The sequence below is a fragment of the Actinoallomurus sp. NPDC052308 genome (assembly GCF_040679195.1).
GTDB lineage: Bacteria > Actinomycetota > Actinomycetes > Streptosporangiales > Streptosporangiaceae > Actinoallomurus > Actinoallomurus liliacearum.
This window is the reverse complement of sequence record NZ_JBFAUM010000047.1, coordinates 25,053-41,533: the sequence shown is the minus strand read 5'-3', so window position 1 is coordinate 41,533 and position 16,481 is coordinate 25,053. Positions and strand designations below refer to the sequence as shown.

General features: G+C 70.2%; 15 protein-coding genes and 2 pseudogenes. 10 read left to right on the top strand and 7 right to left on the bottom strand.

The window, feature by feature from the left end:
* Nucleotides 1–100 precede the first annotated feature (100 nt).
* Nucleotides 101–575 (top strand): annotated as a pseudogene (locus tag AB0L00_RS44175) (IS3 family transposase); the annotation flags it as partial.
* A 70-nt stretch (nt 576–645) separates the two neighbouring features.
* Entirely contained in the window at nt 646–1,095 is a 450-nt protein-coding gene (locus tag AB0L00_RS44170; RefSeq protein ID WP_364443928.1) for a hypothetical protein, read from the top strand.
* A 32-nt stretch (nt 1,096–1,127) separates the two neighbouring features.
* Here AB0L00_RS44170 and AB0L00_RS44165 read toward each other — a convergent pair whose 3' ends face one another.
* Both AB0L00_RS44165 and AB0L00_RS44160 read right to left on the bottom strand, forming a co-directional pair.
* A complete protein-coding gene (locus tag AB0L00_RS44165; protein ID WP_364443926.1) occupies nt 1,128–2,039 on the bottom strand; it encodes an isocitrate lyase/PEP mutase family protein in 912 nt (303 codons plus the stop codon).
* Nucleotides 2,040–2,199: 160 nt separating this feature from the next.
* A pseudogene (locus AB0L00_RS44160) lies at nt 2,200–2,813 on the bottom strand (helix-turn-helix domain-containing protein); the annotation flags it as partial.
* Between the two features lie 407 nt (nt 2,814–3,220).
* On the opposite strand from AB0L00_RS44160, the gene AB0L00_RS44155 reads away from it, so the two are divergent.
* A complete protein-coding gene (locus AB0L00_RS44155) occupies nt 3,221–3,868 on the top strand; it encodes a hypothetical protein (protein ID WP_364443937.1) in 648 nt (215 codons plus the stop codon).
* Between the two features lie 628 nt (nt 3,869–4,496).
* On the opposite strand, the gene AB0L00_RS44150 is transcribed toward AB0L00_RS44155, so the two are convergent.
* Nucleotides 4,497–5,783, bottom strand: a complete 1,287-nt coding sequence (locus tag AB0L00_RS44150; RefSeq protein WP_364443923.1) for a HAMP domain-containing sensor histidine kinase — start codon at nt 5,781–5,783, stop codon at nt 4,497–4,499.
* Nucleotides 5,784–6,183: 400 nt separating this feature from the next.
* Between AB0L00_RS44150 and AB0L00_RS44145 the strand changes: the two genes are divergently transcribed.
* From AB0L00_RS44145 to AB0L00_RS44130, 4 genes are read left to right on the top strand one after another with little or no spacing between them, the layout of a single operon-like run.
* Entirely contained in the window at nt 6,184–6,594 is a 411-nt protein-coding gene (locus AB0L00_RS44145; RefSeq protein WP_364443921.1) for a hypothetical protein, read from the top strand.
* On the top strand, nt 6,591–7,301 hold the full coding sequence (locus AB0L00_RS44140) for an ABC transporter ATP-binding protein (protein ID WP_364443919.1): 711 nt from the start codon (nt 6,591–6,593) through the stop codon (nt 7,299–7,301). Before AB0L00_RS44145 ends, AB0L00_RS44140 begins: the two co-directional genes overlap by 4 nt.
* A complete protein-coding gene (locus tag AB0L00_RS44135) occupies nt 7,301–8,047 on the top strand; it encodes an ATP-binding cassette domain-containing protein (protein WP_364443916.1) in 747 nt (248 codons plus the stop codon). The genes AB0L00_RS44140 and AB0L00_RS44135 overlap by 1 nt, the downstream gene beginning before the upstream one ends.
* Nucleotides 8,047–10,704 carry an ABC transporter permease gene (locus AB0L00_RS44130; RefSeq protein WP_364443913.1) on the top strand — a complete coding sequence of 886 codons (2,658 nt, stop codon included), beginning with the start codon at nt 8,047–8,049 and terminating at the stop codon, nt 10,702–10,704. The genes AB0L00_RS44135 and AB0L00_RS44130 overlap by 1 nt, the downstream gene beginning before the upstream one ends.
* 3 nt (nt 10,705–10,707) lie before the next feature.
* Here the strand turns inward: AB0L00_RS44130 and AB0L00_RS44125 are convergent, their stop codons facing one another.
* From AB0L00_RS44125 to AB0L00_RS44115, 3 genes are all read right to left on the bottom strand, one after another.
* Complete coding sequence (locus AB0L00_RS44125; RefSeq protein ID WP_364443910.1) at nt 10,708–11,406, bottom strand: response regulator transcription factor; 699 nt, start codon at nt 11,404–11,406, stop codon at nt 10,708–10,710.
* A gap of 600 nt (nt 11,407–12,006) precedes the next feature.
* Nucleotides 12,007–12,843 carry a ZIP family metal transporter gene (locus AB0L00_RS44120; RefSeq protein WP_364443908.1) on the bottom strand — a complete coding sequence of 279 codons (837 nt, stop codon included), beginning with the start codon at nt 12,841–12,843 and terminating at the stop codon, nt 12,007–12,009.
* Nucleotides 12,844–12,955: 112 nt separating this feature from the next.
* Complete coding sequence (locus AB0L00_RS44115) at nt 12,956–13,333, bottom strand: BlaI/MecI/CopY family transcriptional regulator (RefSeq protein ID WP_364393435.1); 378 nt, start codon at nt 13,331–13,333, stop codon at nt 12,956–12,958.
* A 97-nt stretch (nt 13,334–13,430) separates the two neighbouring features.
* Between AB0L00_RS44115 and AB0L00_RS44110 the strand changes: the two genes are divergently transcribed.
* Nucleotides 13,431–14,531 carry a M56 family metallopeptidase gene (locus tag AB0L00_RS44110; RefSeq protein ID WP_364393437.1) on the top strand — a complete coding sequence of 367 codons (1,101 nt, stop codon included), beginning with the start codon at nt 13,431–13,433 and terminating at the stop codon, nt 14,529–14,531.
* A 119-nt stretch (nt 14,532–14,650) separates the two neighbouring features.
* Here AB0L00_RS44110 and AB0L00_RS44105 read toward each other — a convergent pair whose 3' ends face one another.
* Nucleotides 14,651–15,034, bottom strand: a complete 384-nt coding sequence (locus AB0L00_RS44105) for a BlaI/MecI/CopY family transcriptional regulator (protein WP_364443906.1) — start codon at nt 15,032–15,034, stop codon at nt 14,651–14,653.
* 234 nt (nt 15,035–15,268) lie between these two features.
* On the opposite strand from AB0L00_RS44105, the gene AB0L00_RS44100 reads away from it, so the two are divergent.
* Together AB0L00_RS44100 and AB0L00_RS44095 are read left to right on the top strand one after the other, a co-directional pair.
* The gene (locus AB0L00_RS44100; protein WP_364443903.1) at nt 15,269–15,913 is read left to right on the top strand and encodes a phosphatase PAP2 family protein; all 645 of its coding nucleotides are present in this window, start codon (nt 15,269–15,271) and stop codon (nt 15,911–15,913) included.
* A 91-nt stretch (nt 15,914–16,004) separates the two neighbouring features.
* Nucleotides 16,005–16,205, top strand: coding sequence for a hypothetical protein (locus AB0L00_RS44095; RefSeq protein WP_364443901.1), 201 nt, complete (start codon nt 16,005–16,007; stop codon nt 16,203–16,205).
* The last annotated feature ends 276 nt before the right edge of the window (nt 16,206–16,481 follow it).

Below are 16,481 nucleotides of genomic sequence, written 5' to 3'. Positions count from 1 at the left end.
ACAAACCGACGAATGGACCGAAGCCCGCCGCTACATGGGCCTGGAATTCCTCGCCAAAGCACGGCTACGCCTGGTCGCCGGCGAAACGCCGGACGGCCCGAACGAGTTGTGGATCACCGACATCACCGAACACCCCACCCGGGAGGGAAAGGTGTACTGCGCCGTTGTCCTGGATGCCTACTCTCGTCGAGTGGTCGGCTGGTCCATCGACTCCTCGCCCACCGCGGCGCTGGTCACCAACGCTCTCGGCATGGCCATCGATACCCGGACACCGCCCCCCCGGCGTGATCATCCACTCCGACCAGGGCACGCAATTCGCTTCCTGGGCCTTTACTCAGCGCGCCAAAGACTCCGGCCTGATGCCCTCGATGGGCAGCGTCGGGGACTGTTACGACAACGCGATGATGGAGTCCTTCTGGTCACGGATGCAGGTCGAACTACTCGACCGGCACCGCTGGCGCACCCGCGTCGAACTCGCCAACGCCATCTTCGAGTACCTGGAGATCCAACGACGACACAGCAGCATCGGCATGCTCACCCCGATAGAGTTCGAAAACACCCCCACCGTGGCATGAGATCCAACAACGCGGCTCCACCGAACCCGGGGAAGACCAGACGTACCGCTGGTTCTAGCAGTTTCGATAGTTGGTGCGCGACTTTGGTGATCTGGCGGCAGGCGGCGCGGTCGAGGGCGTCGCTGGCGTGTGCGGCGGCTGCGGGCAACAGCGTGTTCAACGCCAGCGCCAGCGCCAGCGCCAGGTCGAGGATTCGTTCGCGGATCAGGCGGGCCCGCCGCGCATCCAGCACCCCGCGGGCCGGGCCGCACACCTCAGCGATCACCACCGGTTCGAGGTCTGCGGGCATGCCGACACCCTCTGGACCGTGGTCAACGCGCTGGCGCATGCCCGCTCAGTGCCGACGCCGTCTGGCGTTTCGCCGCGGCGCCGCAGACCCCACCGGCATCTGGCCGTCGACCACCGGATCTGTGAGCAGCGCACCCGTGCCGCGTTGGGGGAGCAGACGTTCGTCACGTTGTTCGACGAGGGTGCCGGGGCTCCCGAGCAACCAGGCCATCGCCTACACACTCGCCAATGACGCTTCCGCCGATCGGGGCACCGGGTGACCCCTCAGGCCTGCGGGGGAACGTGAGAACGCGGATGATGCCGGCTGATGTTGCGTTCGAGGAGGGCTGTCGCGGCGGCCACGCCGACCGCGCCCGGGCGCGGCTCGGGAAGCCGCCCCTCGCGTTCCTTCAGCGCGACGAGATCCCTGTCGATCGCCTCCTGCGCGGCGAAGAGGCAGGGCGCGCTGTAGATCGCAACGTCGACCCCGAGCTCCCCCAGTTCGGGGAGCGACAGGCGGGGAGACTTCCCGCCGGTCATCTGGTTGAACAGCATCGGCTTGCCCTGGACGACGGCCCGGACCTTGGTGATCAGCTCGGCGGTGGGTATGCCGTCGACCAGCACGACATCCGCGTCGGTGGCCGCGAGCGCGGCCGCCCGGCGTAGCATCTCGGGTTCTTCGGTGGCGTCGGTACGGGCGACCACGACCAGGTCGCCGCGCGTCCGCAGTACGAGGGTCAGCTTCTCGAGGTACTCCTCCAGCGGGAGGATCTGTTTTCCTTCGGCGTGACCGCAGCGCCGTGGCCGCTTCTGATCCTCCAGGATCACTCCGGAGGCGCCGATCGCTTCCAACTGCTGGACGACGTGGCAGGCGACCTCCGGGTCGGCGTAACCGTCGTCGATGTCGACCAGGAGGTGATGAGCGGGAAAGGCCAGCCGCAGCCGCTGGACGAAGTTCACCATGTCGGGCCAGGCGATGAAGCCGATGTCGGGAAGCCCGTAGTACGAGGCGGAGAACCCGAATCCGGAGACGAACAGGCCGTTGTAGTGCCGGGCCGCCACCGAAGCCGAGAACATGTCGAATATCCCGATCAGCGCCGTGACCTCCGGCGAGGCGATCGCCTGGCGCAGTCGTTCCCCGGGCCGCGCCGTCTCGAACAGTGAGCCGTTGAGCCTGTCTTGCGTTGTCGAATCCATGGTTCCCCCCTGAGACATGGATGCATTTCCTAGACCCCCCATCAAGCTAGGGAGCTCGCGGTTAGCGGACTCGGTTCCGATGGCTAGACGACGGCAAAATGCGCTCGGCGGCGGACTCACGCGCCGTCACGGCCGACGGGCGGTGGGGACAAGCGTCTGACCGACCGGCACGAGCCCAGAACGAGCCGGCGGTGGGACGGATGCCGAGCGGACCGAACTCGTCGAACGCGAACACGCGGTCCGGGAAGCGGTACAGGACGTGCTCGATGCGGTCGAGCTTGGCGTCGCGCTCCGGGTCCGGCGACTCCTTCCACGTCTTGATCCGCTGGAAGGTGACGCCGCGGCGAGCGAGCAGGCACCGTAACGCCTCGCGGCCGATCCGGATCACGCGGCCGTGCACTTTCCGCAGGTAGGCGGCGAGTTTCCGGGTAGACCAGCGGGTGAAGGGCTGGCCGAGTTCGGCCGGGCGGGTGGTGGCCGTCTGGACGACGAAGTCCTCGTCGTCAGGACTGAGCAGGCGGGGACGGCCTCCCGTCCACCGAGGGGCCAGGCAGGCCAGGCCGATCTCGTTGAACCTGTGGATGAGTCCCGGACGGTGTCCTCGTCCGCCTGCACCAGCTTCGCGATCATCGGTACCCGGTTCCCGCCGGCCGAGGCCAGCGGCATCATCGCCCGACGGAACCGCACCGAACTGGTGCTGCTCCGGCGCACAATCTGCTGCAGCTTCTGCCCCTCCCGGTCGGTCAACCCGCGCACACGGACAGGCTGTGCCATGACACCCCCAACGGTCAGAGCAACGGACGTCACCGCACATCCAACCGCGGGGGCGGAACGCGGTCGGGCCGTCCAGGCTCCGCCTGGCTGTGCCCTGCGTGCAGGGCCGGGTCCCCGGTCAGGTCTTCAGCGCGGCACGGATGAGAGCGCGCAGTTCATCGTCAGTGACGGCCGCCATGTCCATGGACCGCAGCCACGCTCTCGCGGGAGGCGTTCTACTGGCTGACTGTCCTAGTCACCTTCGCTCGGCACCGCGACCGGCGACTGGACTCTGGAACTGACCGGCTGGAGCCCGGGCGTCTCAGTGCTGCTGCCGCTCGGCCTCAGCGCGGCGATCACGGCGCTGTGGAGGGTTGGTGCGAACCCGGTGCTGTCCTTCTGGTCCACCTACGTCCTGACCCGCCCCGCTGGGCGCGAACATCGGCGACTGGCTCGCCTCCCCCAAGGTCGCCCAGAACCCAGGCGACCCGACCGGTCTCGCGCTGGGCACGTTCACCACCAGCCTGATCTTCCTCGGCCTGATCCTGGCGACGGTGGTCTACCTGACGGTGACGCGCTCGGATGTGACCGAGACGTACGAGGCGACCCACGCCACACAGGTCACCAGCATCCCGCGCAAGGAGCGCATCGCGCTGGCCGGCTTCGGACTGCTGGCCGTCGCCACCGCGGCCCTGCTAGTCTGGGCCCACGGTCAGCCACACGGCGGCCCAGCGCCGGAGACCGGTGGCACCGCCACCGTCCAGCTGCCTCCCGGCCAGGCGGTGAAGAACGTCCCGCCCGCGAAGGTCGGCGCACTGCGGACCCTCGCATCGACCTCGCTGACGGACGCACGCTCGGGGGACGTGGCCGGGGCCCACGCGGCCGCCCAGTCGCTACGTGACCTGTGGGATGCCGACCAGGTTTCGCTGCAGCCGCTGGACGAAACCGGCTGGACCTCCATCGACGCCCAGATGGACAAAGTACTCAAGACCTTCGGCATCGATCACCCGAGGCCGCCAATGCCGCCGGCGCAGCAGGAGAGCGAACTGAACGCCCTCCTGGCGGACCTGGGCTGACAGACCGCGCAGCGCCCGGCCACCGCACCCGACCGACTGGCTCAGCGTCGTTGCTGTGAGGAAGTTGCCGATGGTCGGCACGTCGTTCTGGGCAATTAAGATCGTGGCGACCACGCTGGGCAAATCGGCATCGAACTACGTGGCGATAACGCCGCTGCCGCCGGGCTGGGCTACACCGGCGGCGCGGCCGTGCTGACCACCCTCCTGGTGCTCGTACTGATCGGCCAGCGGGCGACCAGGCAGACCATGGACGTCGAACGGATGCGGCCGAACAAGCGCTGAGTCATGAACACGCGAGCCCACCAGTCTGGCGCAGGCCGAGTCGGAACCCGAGCACGTCGAGGAACCCCGCGGTTATCGGAACCGACCCCCGATTGCTAGACGACGGCAAAATCCCGGACCTTCCGCGGGCCGAGGGCCGGTCGGTGGTCTCCGTGTAAACAGGAGGTTTCTGCGTCGGCGGTATCGCAGTTGGGTGGGCGTGGGTGCTCGGCTCTGCTCGCAGTCCTGTTCGCCCTGATGAGCTGGGCCTGCTTCCGGAACGACCGTCAGCCGGTCATGGCGACCACGCGCATCTCGTGAGCCGCCCGCCGCGGGCACACGAGACTCACCCTCGGCCGTACCCCGCTCAGTCCCGCGCCAGTGGGAGCAGGAGGGTGAAAGTCGCGGGCACGGGGCGGGTCAGGAGTAGGCGACCGCCTTCGGCCTCGGCGAGACTGCGGGCCATGGCCAGGCCGATGCCGTGTCCGGGGGTCCCTGCCGCGCGGCGGCGGAAGAGATCGTCCGGAGGCCGGCTGATGCCGGGGCCCTCGTCGGCGACGTCGACGGCGAGGGCGTCCCCGGCGTCGCGGACGCTGACCGTGACCAGGCCCGCGCCGTGCCGTACGGCGTTGTCGATCAGGACGTGGAGAATCTGGCGGACGGCCGCGCTGGAGGCATGGGCCGGTGGCAGGTCCGGTTCGATGGTCAGGCGCAGCGGGCGGTCGCGTGCGGCCAGGCCGGAGTGCCAGTTCTGGCGGATCTCGTCGATGAGGACCTTGGCGTCGAGGGTCCCGCTGCGGTCGAGGACGTCGCGCGCCAGGGCGAGCAGATCGTCGATGATCGTCTGGAGGCGGTTCGTCGCGGCGATGGCCGTCGTGATCGCCTCTTCGGAGGCGCCCGCCGGGGTGTCCCGCATGGCCTCCAGGGTGAGCCGCAGGCCGGTCAGTGGGGTGCGCAGTTGGTGGGAGGCGTCGGCGGAGAAGGCTCGTTCGCGGGCGAGCAGGTCGCCGAGGCGTTCGGCGGTGGCGTTGAGGCTGGCGGAGACCGAGTCGATCTCGGGGATTCCGCTGAGCCGGGTCCGTACGCTCAGGTCGCCGTCGCTGAGTCGCTGGGCGTCGGCCGACATCTCCTCCAGCGGCCGGGCCAGGCGCCGGGCCTGGCGCCTGGCGAGGATCGCGGTCAGACCGACCGCCAGCAGGGCGACCCCCAGCATGATGAGCCAGGTCCGTGCGATACGCCGGTAGACGACCTGCTTGCCGGTCGCCGCGCGGATCACACCGGTGACGCGTTCGTTGTCCGCGACCGGCACGGCGACGACGATGTTGGACCCTGCGGATTCGTTGACCGCGCTGCCGCGCAGCGCCGCACGGACCGCTCCGTCGGCGTGGGCCGGTCCGCGACCGGTGATCTTTCGTCCGGTGGCGTCGTAGACGCCGAGGGTCATGTCGGGTTCGCTGCGGGGTAGTTCGATGGGGTCGCCTCCGGCCAACTGCGCGGGTGCGACCGCGACGGTGGTCCCGGTGGCCAGCCGCGACAGTTCCGCTCGCTCATCGGCGGTGTAGGAGCGCGCCAGGCCGATGGCGAACGGTATGCCGAACAGGCTGATCGCCAGGACGGCGGCCAGCACCGCCAAGGTCACGATGCGTCTGCGCACGCCCGTCCCCCTCAAGCGACTGCCGATTGCGGGCCTGCTGCCAGTCTGCCGTCACGGTCACCGATCGGACCGCTCCGATCACTGATTTTGCCGTTGTCTAGCCATCGGGGCCAGGTCGGCTAACCGGGAGGTTCCTAGCGTCAGGTGTGACGGATGGATTTCTCCGAAAGATCGGGGGCCGCTCATGACAACTCCTCGAAGTGTGAGCCACGTCGGGGGCGCGGTTGTGCTCGTCGCAGCGTTGGCCGCGTGCGGCGGCGGAAACGGTCGGTCGGTCGCCACGTCGGGCCGAACCGCTGCCCGTGCGCCCTCGCCGCCGACGCCGACGCCGAAGGAGACCAACCCTCCCGGTGACATCCCCGACAGCCAGGTCTTCGTGCCGTTCACCGCGGCGGGCGGCTTGTTCACTGTCAAGGTCCCCGAAGGCTGGGCGCGAAGCCAGAACGGGCCCGCGACGGCATTCACCGACAAGTTGAACACCGTCCGTGTCGAGGCGCGCCCGGCGGCCAGCGCGCCGACCGTGACATCGGTGCGGGCGACCGAGCTGCCTCAGATCCGGTCCTCGACTCCCGGATTCACGCCGGGCGATGTCACGCTGGTGCAGCGGAAGGCGGGCCCCGTCGTACGGATCGCCTATCGGGCCCAGTCTCCCGCCAACCCGGTGACCGGCAAGACCACCCAGGACGAGGTCGAACGCGATGAGTTCTGGAAGGCCGGCAATGAGGCGATCCTCACTTTGTCGGGTCCGGTGGGCGCCGACAACGTCGACCCGTGGCGGACCATCACCGATTCCCTTCGGTGGCTGCGATGAGCCTCGGTGCGATCACTTCCACGGCCGGTGAGGTCACCGGTCCGGGAGACGACGTCGCGTTGTCGGCCCGTACGCTCTACCGCTTCTACCGCGCCGGGGACGAGGAGACATTGGCGCTGCGCGGCGTGTCCTTGTCGCTGCGCGCCGGGGAGCTGGTGGTGGTCGTAGGGCCCTCAGGCTCGGGCAAGTCGACTTTGCTGGCATGCCTGGCCGGGCTGGATGAGCCCGACGGCGGCACCGTCGTGGTCGGCGGGCGGCGCATCAGCCATCAGCCCGAGACCGTACGGACCCGGTTGCGGGCGCGCATGATCGGGCTGGTGTTCCAGTCCGGGAACCTCCTGGAACACCTGACCGTGCGGCAGAACGTCCGGCTGGCCCAGCGGCTCGCCGCCCGCGGTCGGCGCGATGACGCCGACGCGCTGCTGGACGTGGTGGGACTGTCGGCGCGTGGCGCGGCGTACCCGAGTCGGCTGTCCGGAGGTGAGGCGACGCGCGCCGGCCTGGCGGTCGCCCTGGCGGGCGATCCCGCTGTGGTGCTGGCGGACGAGCCGACCGGCGAGCTCGACTCAGTCACCGAGCGGCAGATCCTCGATCTGCTGGCCGAACGCGCGCGCTCCGGGGTGGCGGTGCTGGTGACCGGTCACAGTTCGGCCGTGGCCGCCGCTGCTGATCGCGTCATCCGGCTCCGTGATGGGCAGGTGGTCTGATGAGCGTGCGCGACGGTGCCACCACGCGGGCGGACGGCGCGTCGGCCGCGCCCGCTGACCCTGCATTGGTGCGGTGCGTGAACGTGGCGCGCACCTTCGGGACCGGGCCGACGGCCGTCGTCGCCGTGCACGACGTGTCCTGCATGGTGGTGCCTGGGGCAGGTGTGGCGTTGATGGGGCCGTCCGGATCAGGCAAGTCCACCTTGTTGCACCTGATTGCGGGCCTGGACGCTCCGACCGGCGGGATGATCGCCTGGCCGGGCCTGGGCGGTGGGCCGAACGGCAGACCCGGCCTGATCGGCGTGATCTTTCAGGGGCCCAGCCTCATCCCCACGTTGGACGTCACCGAGAACGTCGCCCTGCCGCTGCTGTTCGCCAGTGTGCCCCCCGAGGCCGCTGCCGCGCGCGCGACGGCGGCCCTGGACCGGGTTGGGATCGCCGACCTGGGGCCGAAACTTCCCGAAGAGCTGTCCGGCGGGCAGGCCCAGCGCGCGGCCGTCGCCCGTGTGATCGCCGGCCGCCCGAGGCTGATCCTGGCCGACGAGCCCACCGGTCAGCTCGACCACGAAACCGGCGGCCACGTCATCTCGGTGCTCCTCACAGCGGCCGAGGAGCTCGAGGCCGCACTGATCGTCACCACACACGACGCTCAGATCGCCTCCCGGCTGCCCAACCGATGGACCATGCGCGACGGCGGCCTCACCATTCGCGGCACCGGCCCGGGTGCGGACGACAGGAGGCCATAATGATCTGGATCTGGCTCCACGGCCTGGTCCGCAGGCGCGCCGCCCGGATGGCCGCCGCGGCGGCAGGGGTCGCGGTCGCGGTGGCGTTGCTCGCCTGCCTCGGCGCGTTCCTCGCCGCTTCCAAGGCGACCATGACCGTACGGGCCGCCTCCGGCGTGGCGGTTGACTGGCAGGTGCAGGTGACCTGGGGCACCGATCCGAGCGCGATCGTCGGCACCGTTCGGGCGGACCCGGCGACCCGGCAGGCCCTCCCGGTGGGTTTCGCGCAGACCAGCGGCTTCACCTACACCGGGCCGACCATCCAGACCACCGGATCCGGTATCGTGCTGGGCCTGCCTGACGGCTACTCCCGGGCCTTCCCCGGCGAGGTTCGTACGCTCACCGGATCCGGGACCGGCGTGCTGCTGGCCCAGCAGACCGCCGCCAACCTGCACGCCGGACCCGGCGACACGATCAGCGTCGGCCGCACGGGCATGGCTCCGGTACGCGTGCGCGTCGACGGGGTGGTGGACCTGCCGCAGGCCGACTCGCTGTTCCAGAAGATCGGCGCTCCGCCGGGCTCCCAGCCGTCGGCGCCGCCGGACAACGTGCTCCTGCTGCCCCAAGCCCTCTGGCACCAGGTGTTCGACCCGCAGGCCGGGACCCGCCCGGACCTGGTCACCACGCAGATCCACGTCCGACGCTCCCACGCGCTGCCCTCGGACCCGGCTGCGGCGTACACGGCGATCACGGCGGCCGCCCGGAACCTCGAAGCCCGGACCGCGGGCGGGGCCGTGGTCGGGAACAACCTGGGGGCGGCGCTGGACTCTGCGCGTCAGGACGCGGCGTACGCGCAAATCCTGTTCCTGTTCCTCGGCCTGCCCGGGGCGGTCCTGGCCGGACTGCTGACCGCCGCGATCGCAGGCGCCGGAGTGATCCGGCGGCGTCGCGAACAGGCACTGCTGCGCTCCCGCGGCGCCTCCGTCCGCCAGGTGACGCGGCTGGCCGCTGTCGAGGCCGCCGTGGTGGGCATCACTGGCAGCGCCGTCGGCCTCGCCGGCGCGGCGCTGGTCGGCAGGGTGGCGTTCGGCTCGGCGCGCTTCGGCGCCACGACCACGACCGCCGCCGCCTGGACCGCGGGCGCCGCCGGGGCCGGTCTCGCGATCGCCGCGCTCACCATCCTGGTGCCCGCGCACCGGGACGCCCGGGCGATGACCGTGAACGCCGGGCGCCTCACCGTCGGCCGTACCCGGTCACCGGGATGGAGCCGCTACGGGCTGGACTTTCTGCTGCTGGCCGCCGCCGGCGCGGTGTTCGCCGTGACCGGCCACAACGGCTACCAACTGGTCCTGGCACCCGAGGGACAGCCGACCATCTCGGTGTCGTACTGGGCGTTCGCCGGGCCCGCGCTGCTGTGGCTCGGCGCCGGGCTGCTCGCCTGGCGGCTGTACGACCTGCTGCTCGGCCGGGGGCGGCGGCTCGTCGGGGCCGGGTTGCGCCCGCTCGCCGGTGGGCTGTCGGGCACGGTCGCCGGGAGCATGGCGCGCCAACGCCGGCTGCTGGCCCGCTCCATCGTGCTGCTCGCCCTGGCGGTGGCCTTCGCCGCCTCGACCGCGACCTTCAACTCCACCTACCGTCGGCAGGTCGAGGTCGACGCTCAGTTGACCAACGGCGCCGACGTCACCGTGACCGAGTCACCCGGCGCGTCCGTCGGGCCCGACCAGGCTCGGAGGCTGGCCGCCATGCCCGGGGTCAAGAGCGTCGAGCCGCTGCAGCACCGCTTCGCCTACGTGGGCTCGGACCTGCAGGACCTGTACGGCGTGCGGCCTGGGACCATCAGACGCGCGACCGCCCTGCAGGACGCCTACTTCACCGGCGGCACCGCGGAACAACTCACCCACACGCTCGCGGTCCGGCCGGACTCGATCCTGGTCTCGGCCGAGACCGTGAAGGACTTCCAGCTGCGCCCCGGCGACCTGCTCAACCTCCGGTTGCAGAACGGCCGGACCAAGCGCTTCACCACCGTACCGTTCCACTACATCGGCATCGTCAAGGAATTCCCGACCGCCCCGAAGGACAGCTTCCTGGTCGCCAACGCCTCGTACGTGGCGCAGAAGACCGGCAGCGCCACGATCGGCGCATTCCTGGTCGACACCGGCGGTCGGCGCATCGCTCCGGTCGCCCACCGGATCCGCTCCCTGCTCGGCACCACCGCCACGGTGACGGATCTGGCCACCACCCGCCGGGTGATCGGCTCGAGCCTGACCGCCGTCGACCTAGCCGGGCTGACCCGCGTCGAGCTGACGTTCGCCCTGTTGCTCGCCGCAGCTTCCGGCGGCCTGGTGCTCGCGCTCGGCCTGGCTGAACGCCGCCGCACCTTCGCGATCGCAACCGCCCTCGGCGCGAACCAACGGCAGTTGCGCGGCTTCGTCTCCGGGGAGGCCGCCACGCTAACCATCGGCGGGCTGCTCGCCGGCGCGGTGATCGGCGCTCTGCTATCGCAGATGTTGATCAAGGTCCTGACCGGCGTCTTCGACCCGCCGCCCTCGGCACCGGCGGTGCCCTGGCCCTACCTCACGGCCCTTGGTTTGATCACCGTCACGGCGCTGGCCGCGGTGGCCGCCGCCGCCGTGCGGCTGGCGCGCCGTCCCGCCGTGCAGGTCCTGCGGGAGCTGTGAGCGTCAACCGGAGGGGGTCTCCAGCCGGTAACCATGGCCACGCAAGGTGACGATGCGCGGGATGACGGTGGTCTCGTCAGCCGCCTCCGCCAGCTTGCGGCGCAACATCGCGACATGCACGTCCAGCGTCTTAGTGGAACCGAACCAGTGCTCGTCCCACACGTCGGCCATCAGGTCCTCCCGGCTGATCGCCACCCCGGCCTCGCCTGCGAGCCTGGCCAGCAGGTCGAACTCCTTGGCCCGCAAGGTCACCTCGCGGTCCGCGACGAAGCACCGGCGGGACGCCGTGTCCACCACAAGATCGCCGACCGCGAAGCGCGGCTGCCGCGCGGGCAGCGGCGCACCGCGCCGCAGGTGCGCCCGGATCCGGGCGAGCAACTCCGCGAACCCGAACGGCTTGCTCACATAGTCGTCCGCACCGGCCTCCAGCCCCATGACGACGTCCATCTCCGTGTCGCGCGCGGTGACGATAACCAGCACGCATCCCGGAAGGACGGCCCGGATCCGGCTGCATACCTCAACACCGTCGAGATCCGGCAGGCCCAGGTCCAGCAGGACGAGATCGAAGGAGGCCAGCGTCGCCTCACGGATCGCACCGCGCCCCGAACGCCGCCAGACCACCTCGTGATCGTGCAGGCGGAGCTGGGACTCCAGCTGACTCCCGATCGTCTCGTCGTCCTCGACGATGAGCAGACGTGCCACTCACTCATTCTAGGGAATCCGAACGCCGCCTACTATCGTGGTAGTAGGAATCGCCTGAGGCGAATGGGAAACGATGCTGGTCAACCTCCTGTCCGGCAGCGCCGACCTCGTGTTCATCTGGCACCTTCAACTCGCGCCGCTGCTGATCGACCGGCCTGGCCGAGGTGACGCCGACGACCCGGCGACGCGGCGTGCGAGTGACGCATCGAGAGGATCACAAGCACGTGATCGCCGTCAGGGCGATCAGGACGTAGAGGTTTCCGCACACGAATTCGAAGCCGTGCCGGTAATCTTCCCGGTGCCCGCCGAAGGGAACGGTGCGGATCAGGCCCTGCGGCAGCGCCGACAGAGGACATCGACCGGGCCGCCCGCTGGATGGCCGCCGTCGTCGGCGTCATCGTCTTCGTCCGCCAGCGACGCCTTACCGTTCTCCTCGGGCGGCAGGGGCGGAACTGCCCTTGCCGCACGCCGCCGTCGGGCACCCGGCCAGAGCCATCGCCGTTAGGAGCAGAGCGTGACGAACACGCCGTTCTTTCACGGCCGGCCTCCGGTGCGGGGTTCGACTACTACCCCCAATAGTGCATAGATCCCGGCCAGGGCTCAGGCTCCTGCGGCGGTCACGATGGCATCGGTGGCGAATCCGGCCAGCACGCCCAGCAGGATGCCCCAGGTGGTCAGCGTCTTCAGCCCCAGTTTGCGGGCCACGGCCAGCAGTTCGATCACCACGTACAGGATGGACCCGGCGGCCAAGGTGAGGAATCCAATGGACACCGTGTCATTGACGACACGCTGGCCGATGAGAGTGCCCAGGAACGTCGGGCCGCCACCGATGAGGCCGAGTAGTGCCAGGTAGCCCCATGACGGGCGGCGGTCTTCGGCGGCCATCGGGGCGACGATTCCGAATCCTTCGGTGGCGTTGTGCAGGCCGAATCCGATGATGAGCAGGACGGCGAGTTGCAACTCGCCGTGGGCGGCGGAGTTACCGATCGCCAGTCCCTCGGCGAAGTTGTGCAGCCCGATACCGATCGCGATCATCATTGGCAGGTCACCCAGACGCGACAGACCGGTGGGATCGGCCCGGAATTCGGTGGCCGACGCGGCGCCGGGACCGGATCGTGCCGGGGCCGCCGGCCTGGCGCGGCGGGCGACCGCGCGGTCGAAATGAACGAGGCCCAGCAGACCGATACCGAAGCAGACCGCGAACACCGCCCCGTTGCCGGTCGCCGCGCCGTACCCGTGATGGCCGAGGGCGGTGTCGATCGGCTCCCATGCGTGTGCGAGCACGTCCCACAAAAGGAAGATCAAGATACCGGTGGCGGTCGCGTTCAGCAGGGCTCGAACCTTCGGCAGAGGCGCGCGCAACCGACCGATCGGCAGGCCGAGGTAGATGGTGAAGCCGGCTATTGCTCCCAGCACGGCGATCTGAGCGGATCCCATGAGCACACTCCGAGGGGTCGAAAGGTGACGCGTGCCCTTGCCACACCGTCCGCGCACGCTAGATTAGGCAAGGCTCACCTAATACTACTGGAATAGTAGTGACCGCCGGTGCTCAGCCGGCGTTGTCGTGGCGCACAAGTTGCTGCAACAGGCGTTCGTCCTCGGGGGCCAGGTCGGACACGAAGCGGGCGAGTACGGCCGCGCGGTCATGACGCCGCTGGAGCAGGTCATGCATGGCGGTGGCCGTGTGCGCCGCCTCGTCGACGTTGGGCGAGTAGACGAATCCACGCCCGACCCGCGTGCGGGCGGCCAGGCCTTTGCGATGCAGCCGTGCGAGCGTGGTCGTCACCGTGGTGTAGGCCGGGGCGCCGGGAAGGACCGCCTGCACGTCGGCGGGGCTCATCGGCCGGCCGCCCTGCCACAGCGCGGCCAGCACGGCGTCCTCGAGCATACCGGCGGGCCGTCGCCCCTGCTCTCGCTCCTTGGTCACGCCGATCTCCATGCACGTTGGTATTACTTCGATAGTAGATCACCCGGCGCGAGAGGGCGTCCGAGCGACCACGGCGCGTACGCCCATAATGAAGGGCATGGTCCTCGCCGTATGGATGCCGCTGCTGATGCCTTTGCTCGCGGTGCCGCTCATCCGTCTCCTGACGGACCGGCTGTCACCGCGGTCGGCTTCGTGGCTGCTGGCCGCCACCGGCGCCCTCCTGGCCGGCTGCACCACGCTCGCCCTCCTCTCATTGACCGGCACCGGACTTCTTCAGATTCCGTTCGTCGCGGCCATCGAGCACCTGTCCCCCTTCCTACTGCGGCGAATGTCGCCGGTCCCCGTACCGGTGGCTTGCGCGGCCGGCACGGCGCTGGCCGCGACGCTCGTCCTCGCGGCCCGGAGGCTTCGCCGACGGCTGGCCGCGCTGGCACTGGCCCGGAACGCCGTCCGGTCCCGGCCGGGCGGCCTGGCCGTGCTACCGGACGACCTGCCCGACGCCTATGCCGTCCCCGGTCGCCCCGGCACGGTCGTGGTCACGACCGGCATGCTGCGGGCGCTGGACGCCCGCGAACACGATGTGCTGCTCGCCCACGAGCATGCGCATCTCGCCGGCCGCCACCACTGGTTCACCCTGGCGATGGACGTGGCGACCGTCGTCCATCCCGCACTGACCACGCTTCGCGCCCCCTTGCGCTATCACCTCGAGCGCTGGGCCGACGAGTCGGCGGCGGACGCCGTCGGAGACCGGCGTCTCGTCGCCCGTGCGATCGCACGGGCCGCGCTCGCGCGGAGCCGGGCGGGAGTGCCCGGATCCACACCCGGCCCGGTCCTGTCCGCCACCGCCGGTCCCATCCCCCGCCGCGTCGCGGCGCTCCTGACCTCGCCTACGCCGCGACGCTCCCGGTTGCTGCCCGGCATAGCGACCGCCCTGGCCGCCTGCCTGGCGATGTCCGGAGCCGGAGCGCTGGACGCCGCCACCGATCTGCACGGGAACATGGAGGCCATGGAGGAACGCCATCACCCTGAGGTCGGCGGCCCTCACCGGACCTTCAGCGGCCATCGGCACGCCAGGAGCGAGGCCGGCAGGCTCACTCGTGATCACCACGGCAAGGCCCGCCCGGTCGGTCGGTCAGTGGTGACCGGTGGTGAATCGACCCAGGTCGGCCGCGACGCCGGGCGCCGAACGCGGACGTGAACCCGGCCGGGCACGACCCGGAATGCGGCCTTGATCGGGCGTGGCGGTCGGGCGGCCGGCCCGGCGGACACGGGGGAACAGTAGCGGCAGGCAGACCAACAGGTGCATCGCCACGTCGTTCACTCCTGATCCGGCAGGCCGCCGAGGAGCTGCCGCAGCAACTGCTCATCCTGGGGGGACAAGTCTTCCACGAAGCGGGCGAGCACCGACTCCCGGTCCGAGCCGGAATCCAGCACCTGCCGCATCCGCCGCGCGGTCAGCCCGTGGGTGTCGGCGATCGGCGCGTACGCGTACGCCCGGCCCTGCTTGCCACGCTTCAACAGACCTTTGTCGAACATCCGGGACAGCACCGTGACCACAGTGCTGTAGGACAGATCGTCACTCAGACGTTGGAGCACCTCGCCGGGGGTCAGCGCCTGCGGGGTGGACTGCAGGATACCGAGGACCTCGGCCTCCAGCGCGCCGCCCGGTCTGCGCTCCCCTGGAGCGTGGCCGGCGTTCACGAGTTGGCTCCCCTCCGTTCATCATCTACAGTCCTTTGAAACTTCTACGAACATGTAGAAGTCGGTGCGCCGACGAGTCTGTCATGCCGGCCGGGCGTGGCAGGCACGCCCCGGTCGGCGCGCCGCCGGAACCCGGTGCCACCCCCGGAACCTTTACAACGCTGTGAATCCTGGCTTGGCGCGCCCCGGTCCGGCCGACCTGCGGCCTTCCTCGGCTTTTGGAGATCGTCTTCGATGACAGTCCACCCCGTGCAGCTCGCCTTCGACGGCTCCGGCATCGACGGCTCGCTGTTCACCGCGATCACCGACATCGCCCGCGACACCCGGTGGCTCAACACGCCACTCGAGATGTGGACCAACGCCGGACTCGGGGTGTTCGCTGTGCTCATGCTGGTCGGCTGGTGGAACGCCCGGCGCCGTGACACTCCCGCCATGACCGTCGCCCTGGCGGCGCCGGTCGCCGTAGCAGTGGCCTTCACCATCGCGGAAGTGGCCAAGAAGCTGATCACCGAGGTACGGCCGTGCTACTCGCTGCCACATGACTACTTCGTGTCCGCCTGCCCCGTCCGCACTGACTACGCCTTCCCCAGCGGCCATGCCACCGTCGCCGCCGCCACGGTGGCCGCGCTGTGGCTGCTCGATCGCCGCCTCTCCATCATCGCCGCAGCCTTCGCGGTCCTCGAGGGCTTCACCCGCGTCTACCTCGGCGACCACTATCCCCACGACGTCATCGGCGCCGCCCTCCTGGCACTGCCGGTCGCCTACCTCCTCAGCCGGACCCTGGGCCACGTCGCCGTCCCCCTCGTCACCCGCCTGCGCACCGGAGCCCTGGCACCCGTGCTGACCGCCGCGCCCGCCGGCGCCGACACCACCCGCTGAAACACGCGGGGCGAGGAGATAACGCCAGCCACCGCTGCGATGCGCGGTTCTCGAGCTCCGTGGCTGCTGGGGGCGAACCTACGCTGAAGTTGTGGCGCTGATGGTCGACGACGAGTGGATCCGCAGTAACCGGTGCCCGCAGACGGCGGTGACGATCTCCGGCGGCCGCCGGGTGCTGCCGTGGCGCCCCGGCTCCTACCAACTGCGTCAGGCGATAGCGGCGATGAGGCTGGCCGAGAACGGTGACCTGGGGACCGATCCGGCCGCCGTCACCCCGACGTCGGATGCGTGAAGGTGGCCACGGCATCCTACCCACTCCGACTGTTTCACCGTAAGTGAGTTGTTGTTCACAGTGGGCAATGACTGGTATTGATCAGTCACCGCCTGTCGCGCGGAACACGCGGGCGGGGCGGGGCAGCGCGGGCCGGGACCTGCAGACGCGCCACCTTCCTGGCCCGCGCCCACCAGCACTGCAGCGCATGGCCACGGACACGGTGAGGTCATTGTGTCCGGAGGGCGTGGCCGGACCACGCGTGACCTGGTGGGCGGCCGTTCCCGAGCGGTCACG

Coding starts and splice junctions, on each gene's coding strand:
- AB0L00_RS44100 (WP_364443903.1), top strand. CDS start 15,269: ATGACAGTCCACCCCGTGCAGCTCGCCTTCGACGGCTCCGGCATCGAC.
- AB0L00_RS44120 (WP_364443908.1), bottom strand. CDS start 12,843: ATGGGATCCGCTCAGATCGCCGTGCTGGGAGCAATAGCCGGCTTCACC.
- AB0L00_RS44135 (WP_364443916.1), top strand. CDS start 7,301: ATGAGCGTGCGCGACGGTGCCACCACGCGGGCGGACGGCGCGTCGGCC.
- AB0L00_RS44165 (WP_364443926.1), bottom strand. CDS start 2,039: ATGGATTCGACAACGCAAGACAGGCTCAACGGCTCACTGTTCGAGACG.
- AB0L00_RS44140 (WP_364443919.1), top strand. CDS start 6,591: ATGAGCCTCGGTGCGATCACTTCCACGGCCGGTGAGGTCACCGGTCCG.
- AB0L00_RS44110 (WP_364393437.1), top strand. CDS start 13,431: ATGGTCCTCGCCGTATGGATGCCGCTGCTGATGCCTTTGCTCGCGGTG.
- AB0L00_RS44130 (WP_364443913.1), top strand. CDS start 8,047: ATGATCTGGATCTGGCTCCACGGCCTGGTCCGCAGGCGCGCCGCCCGG.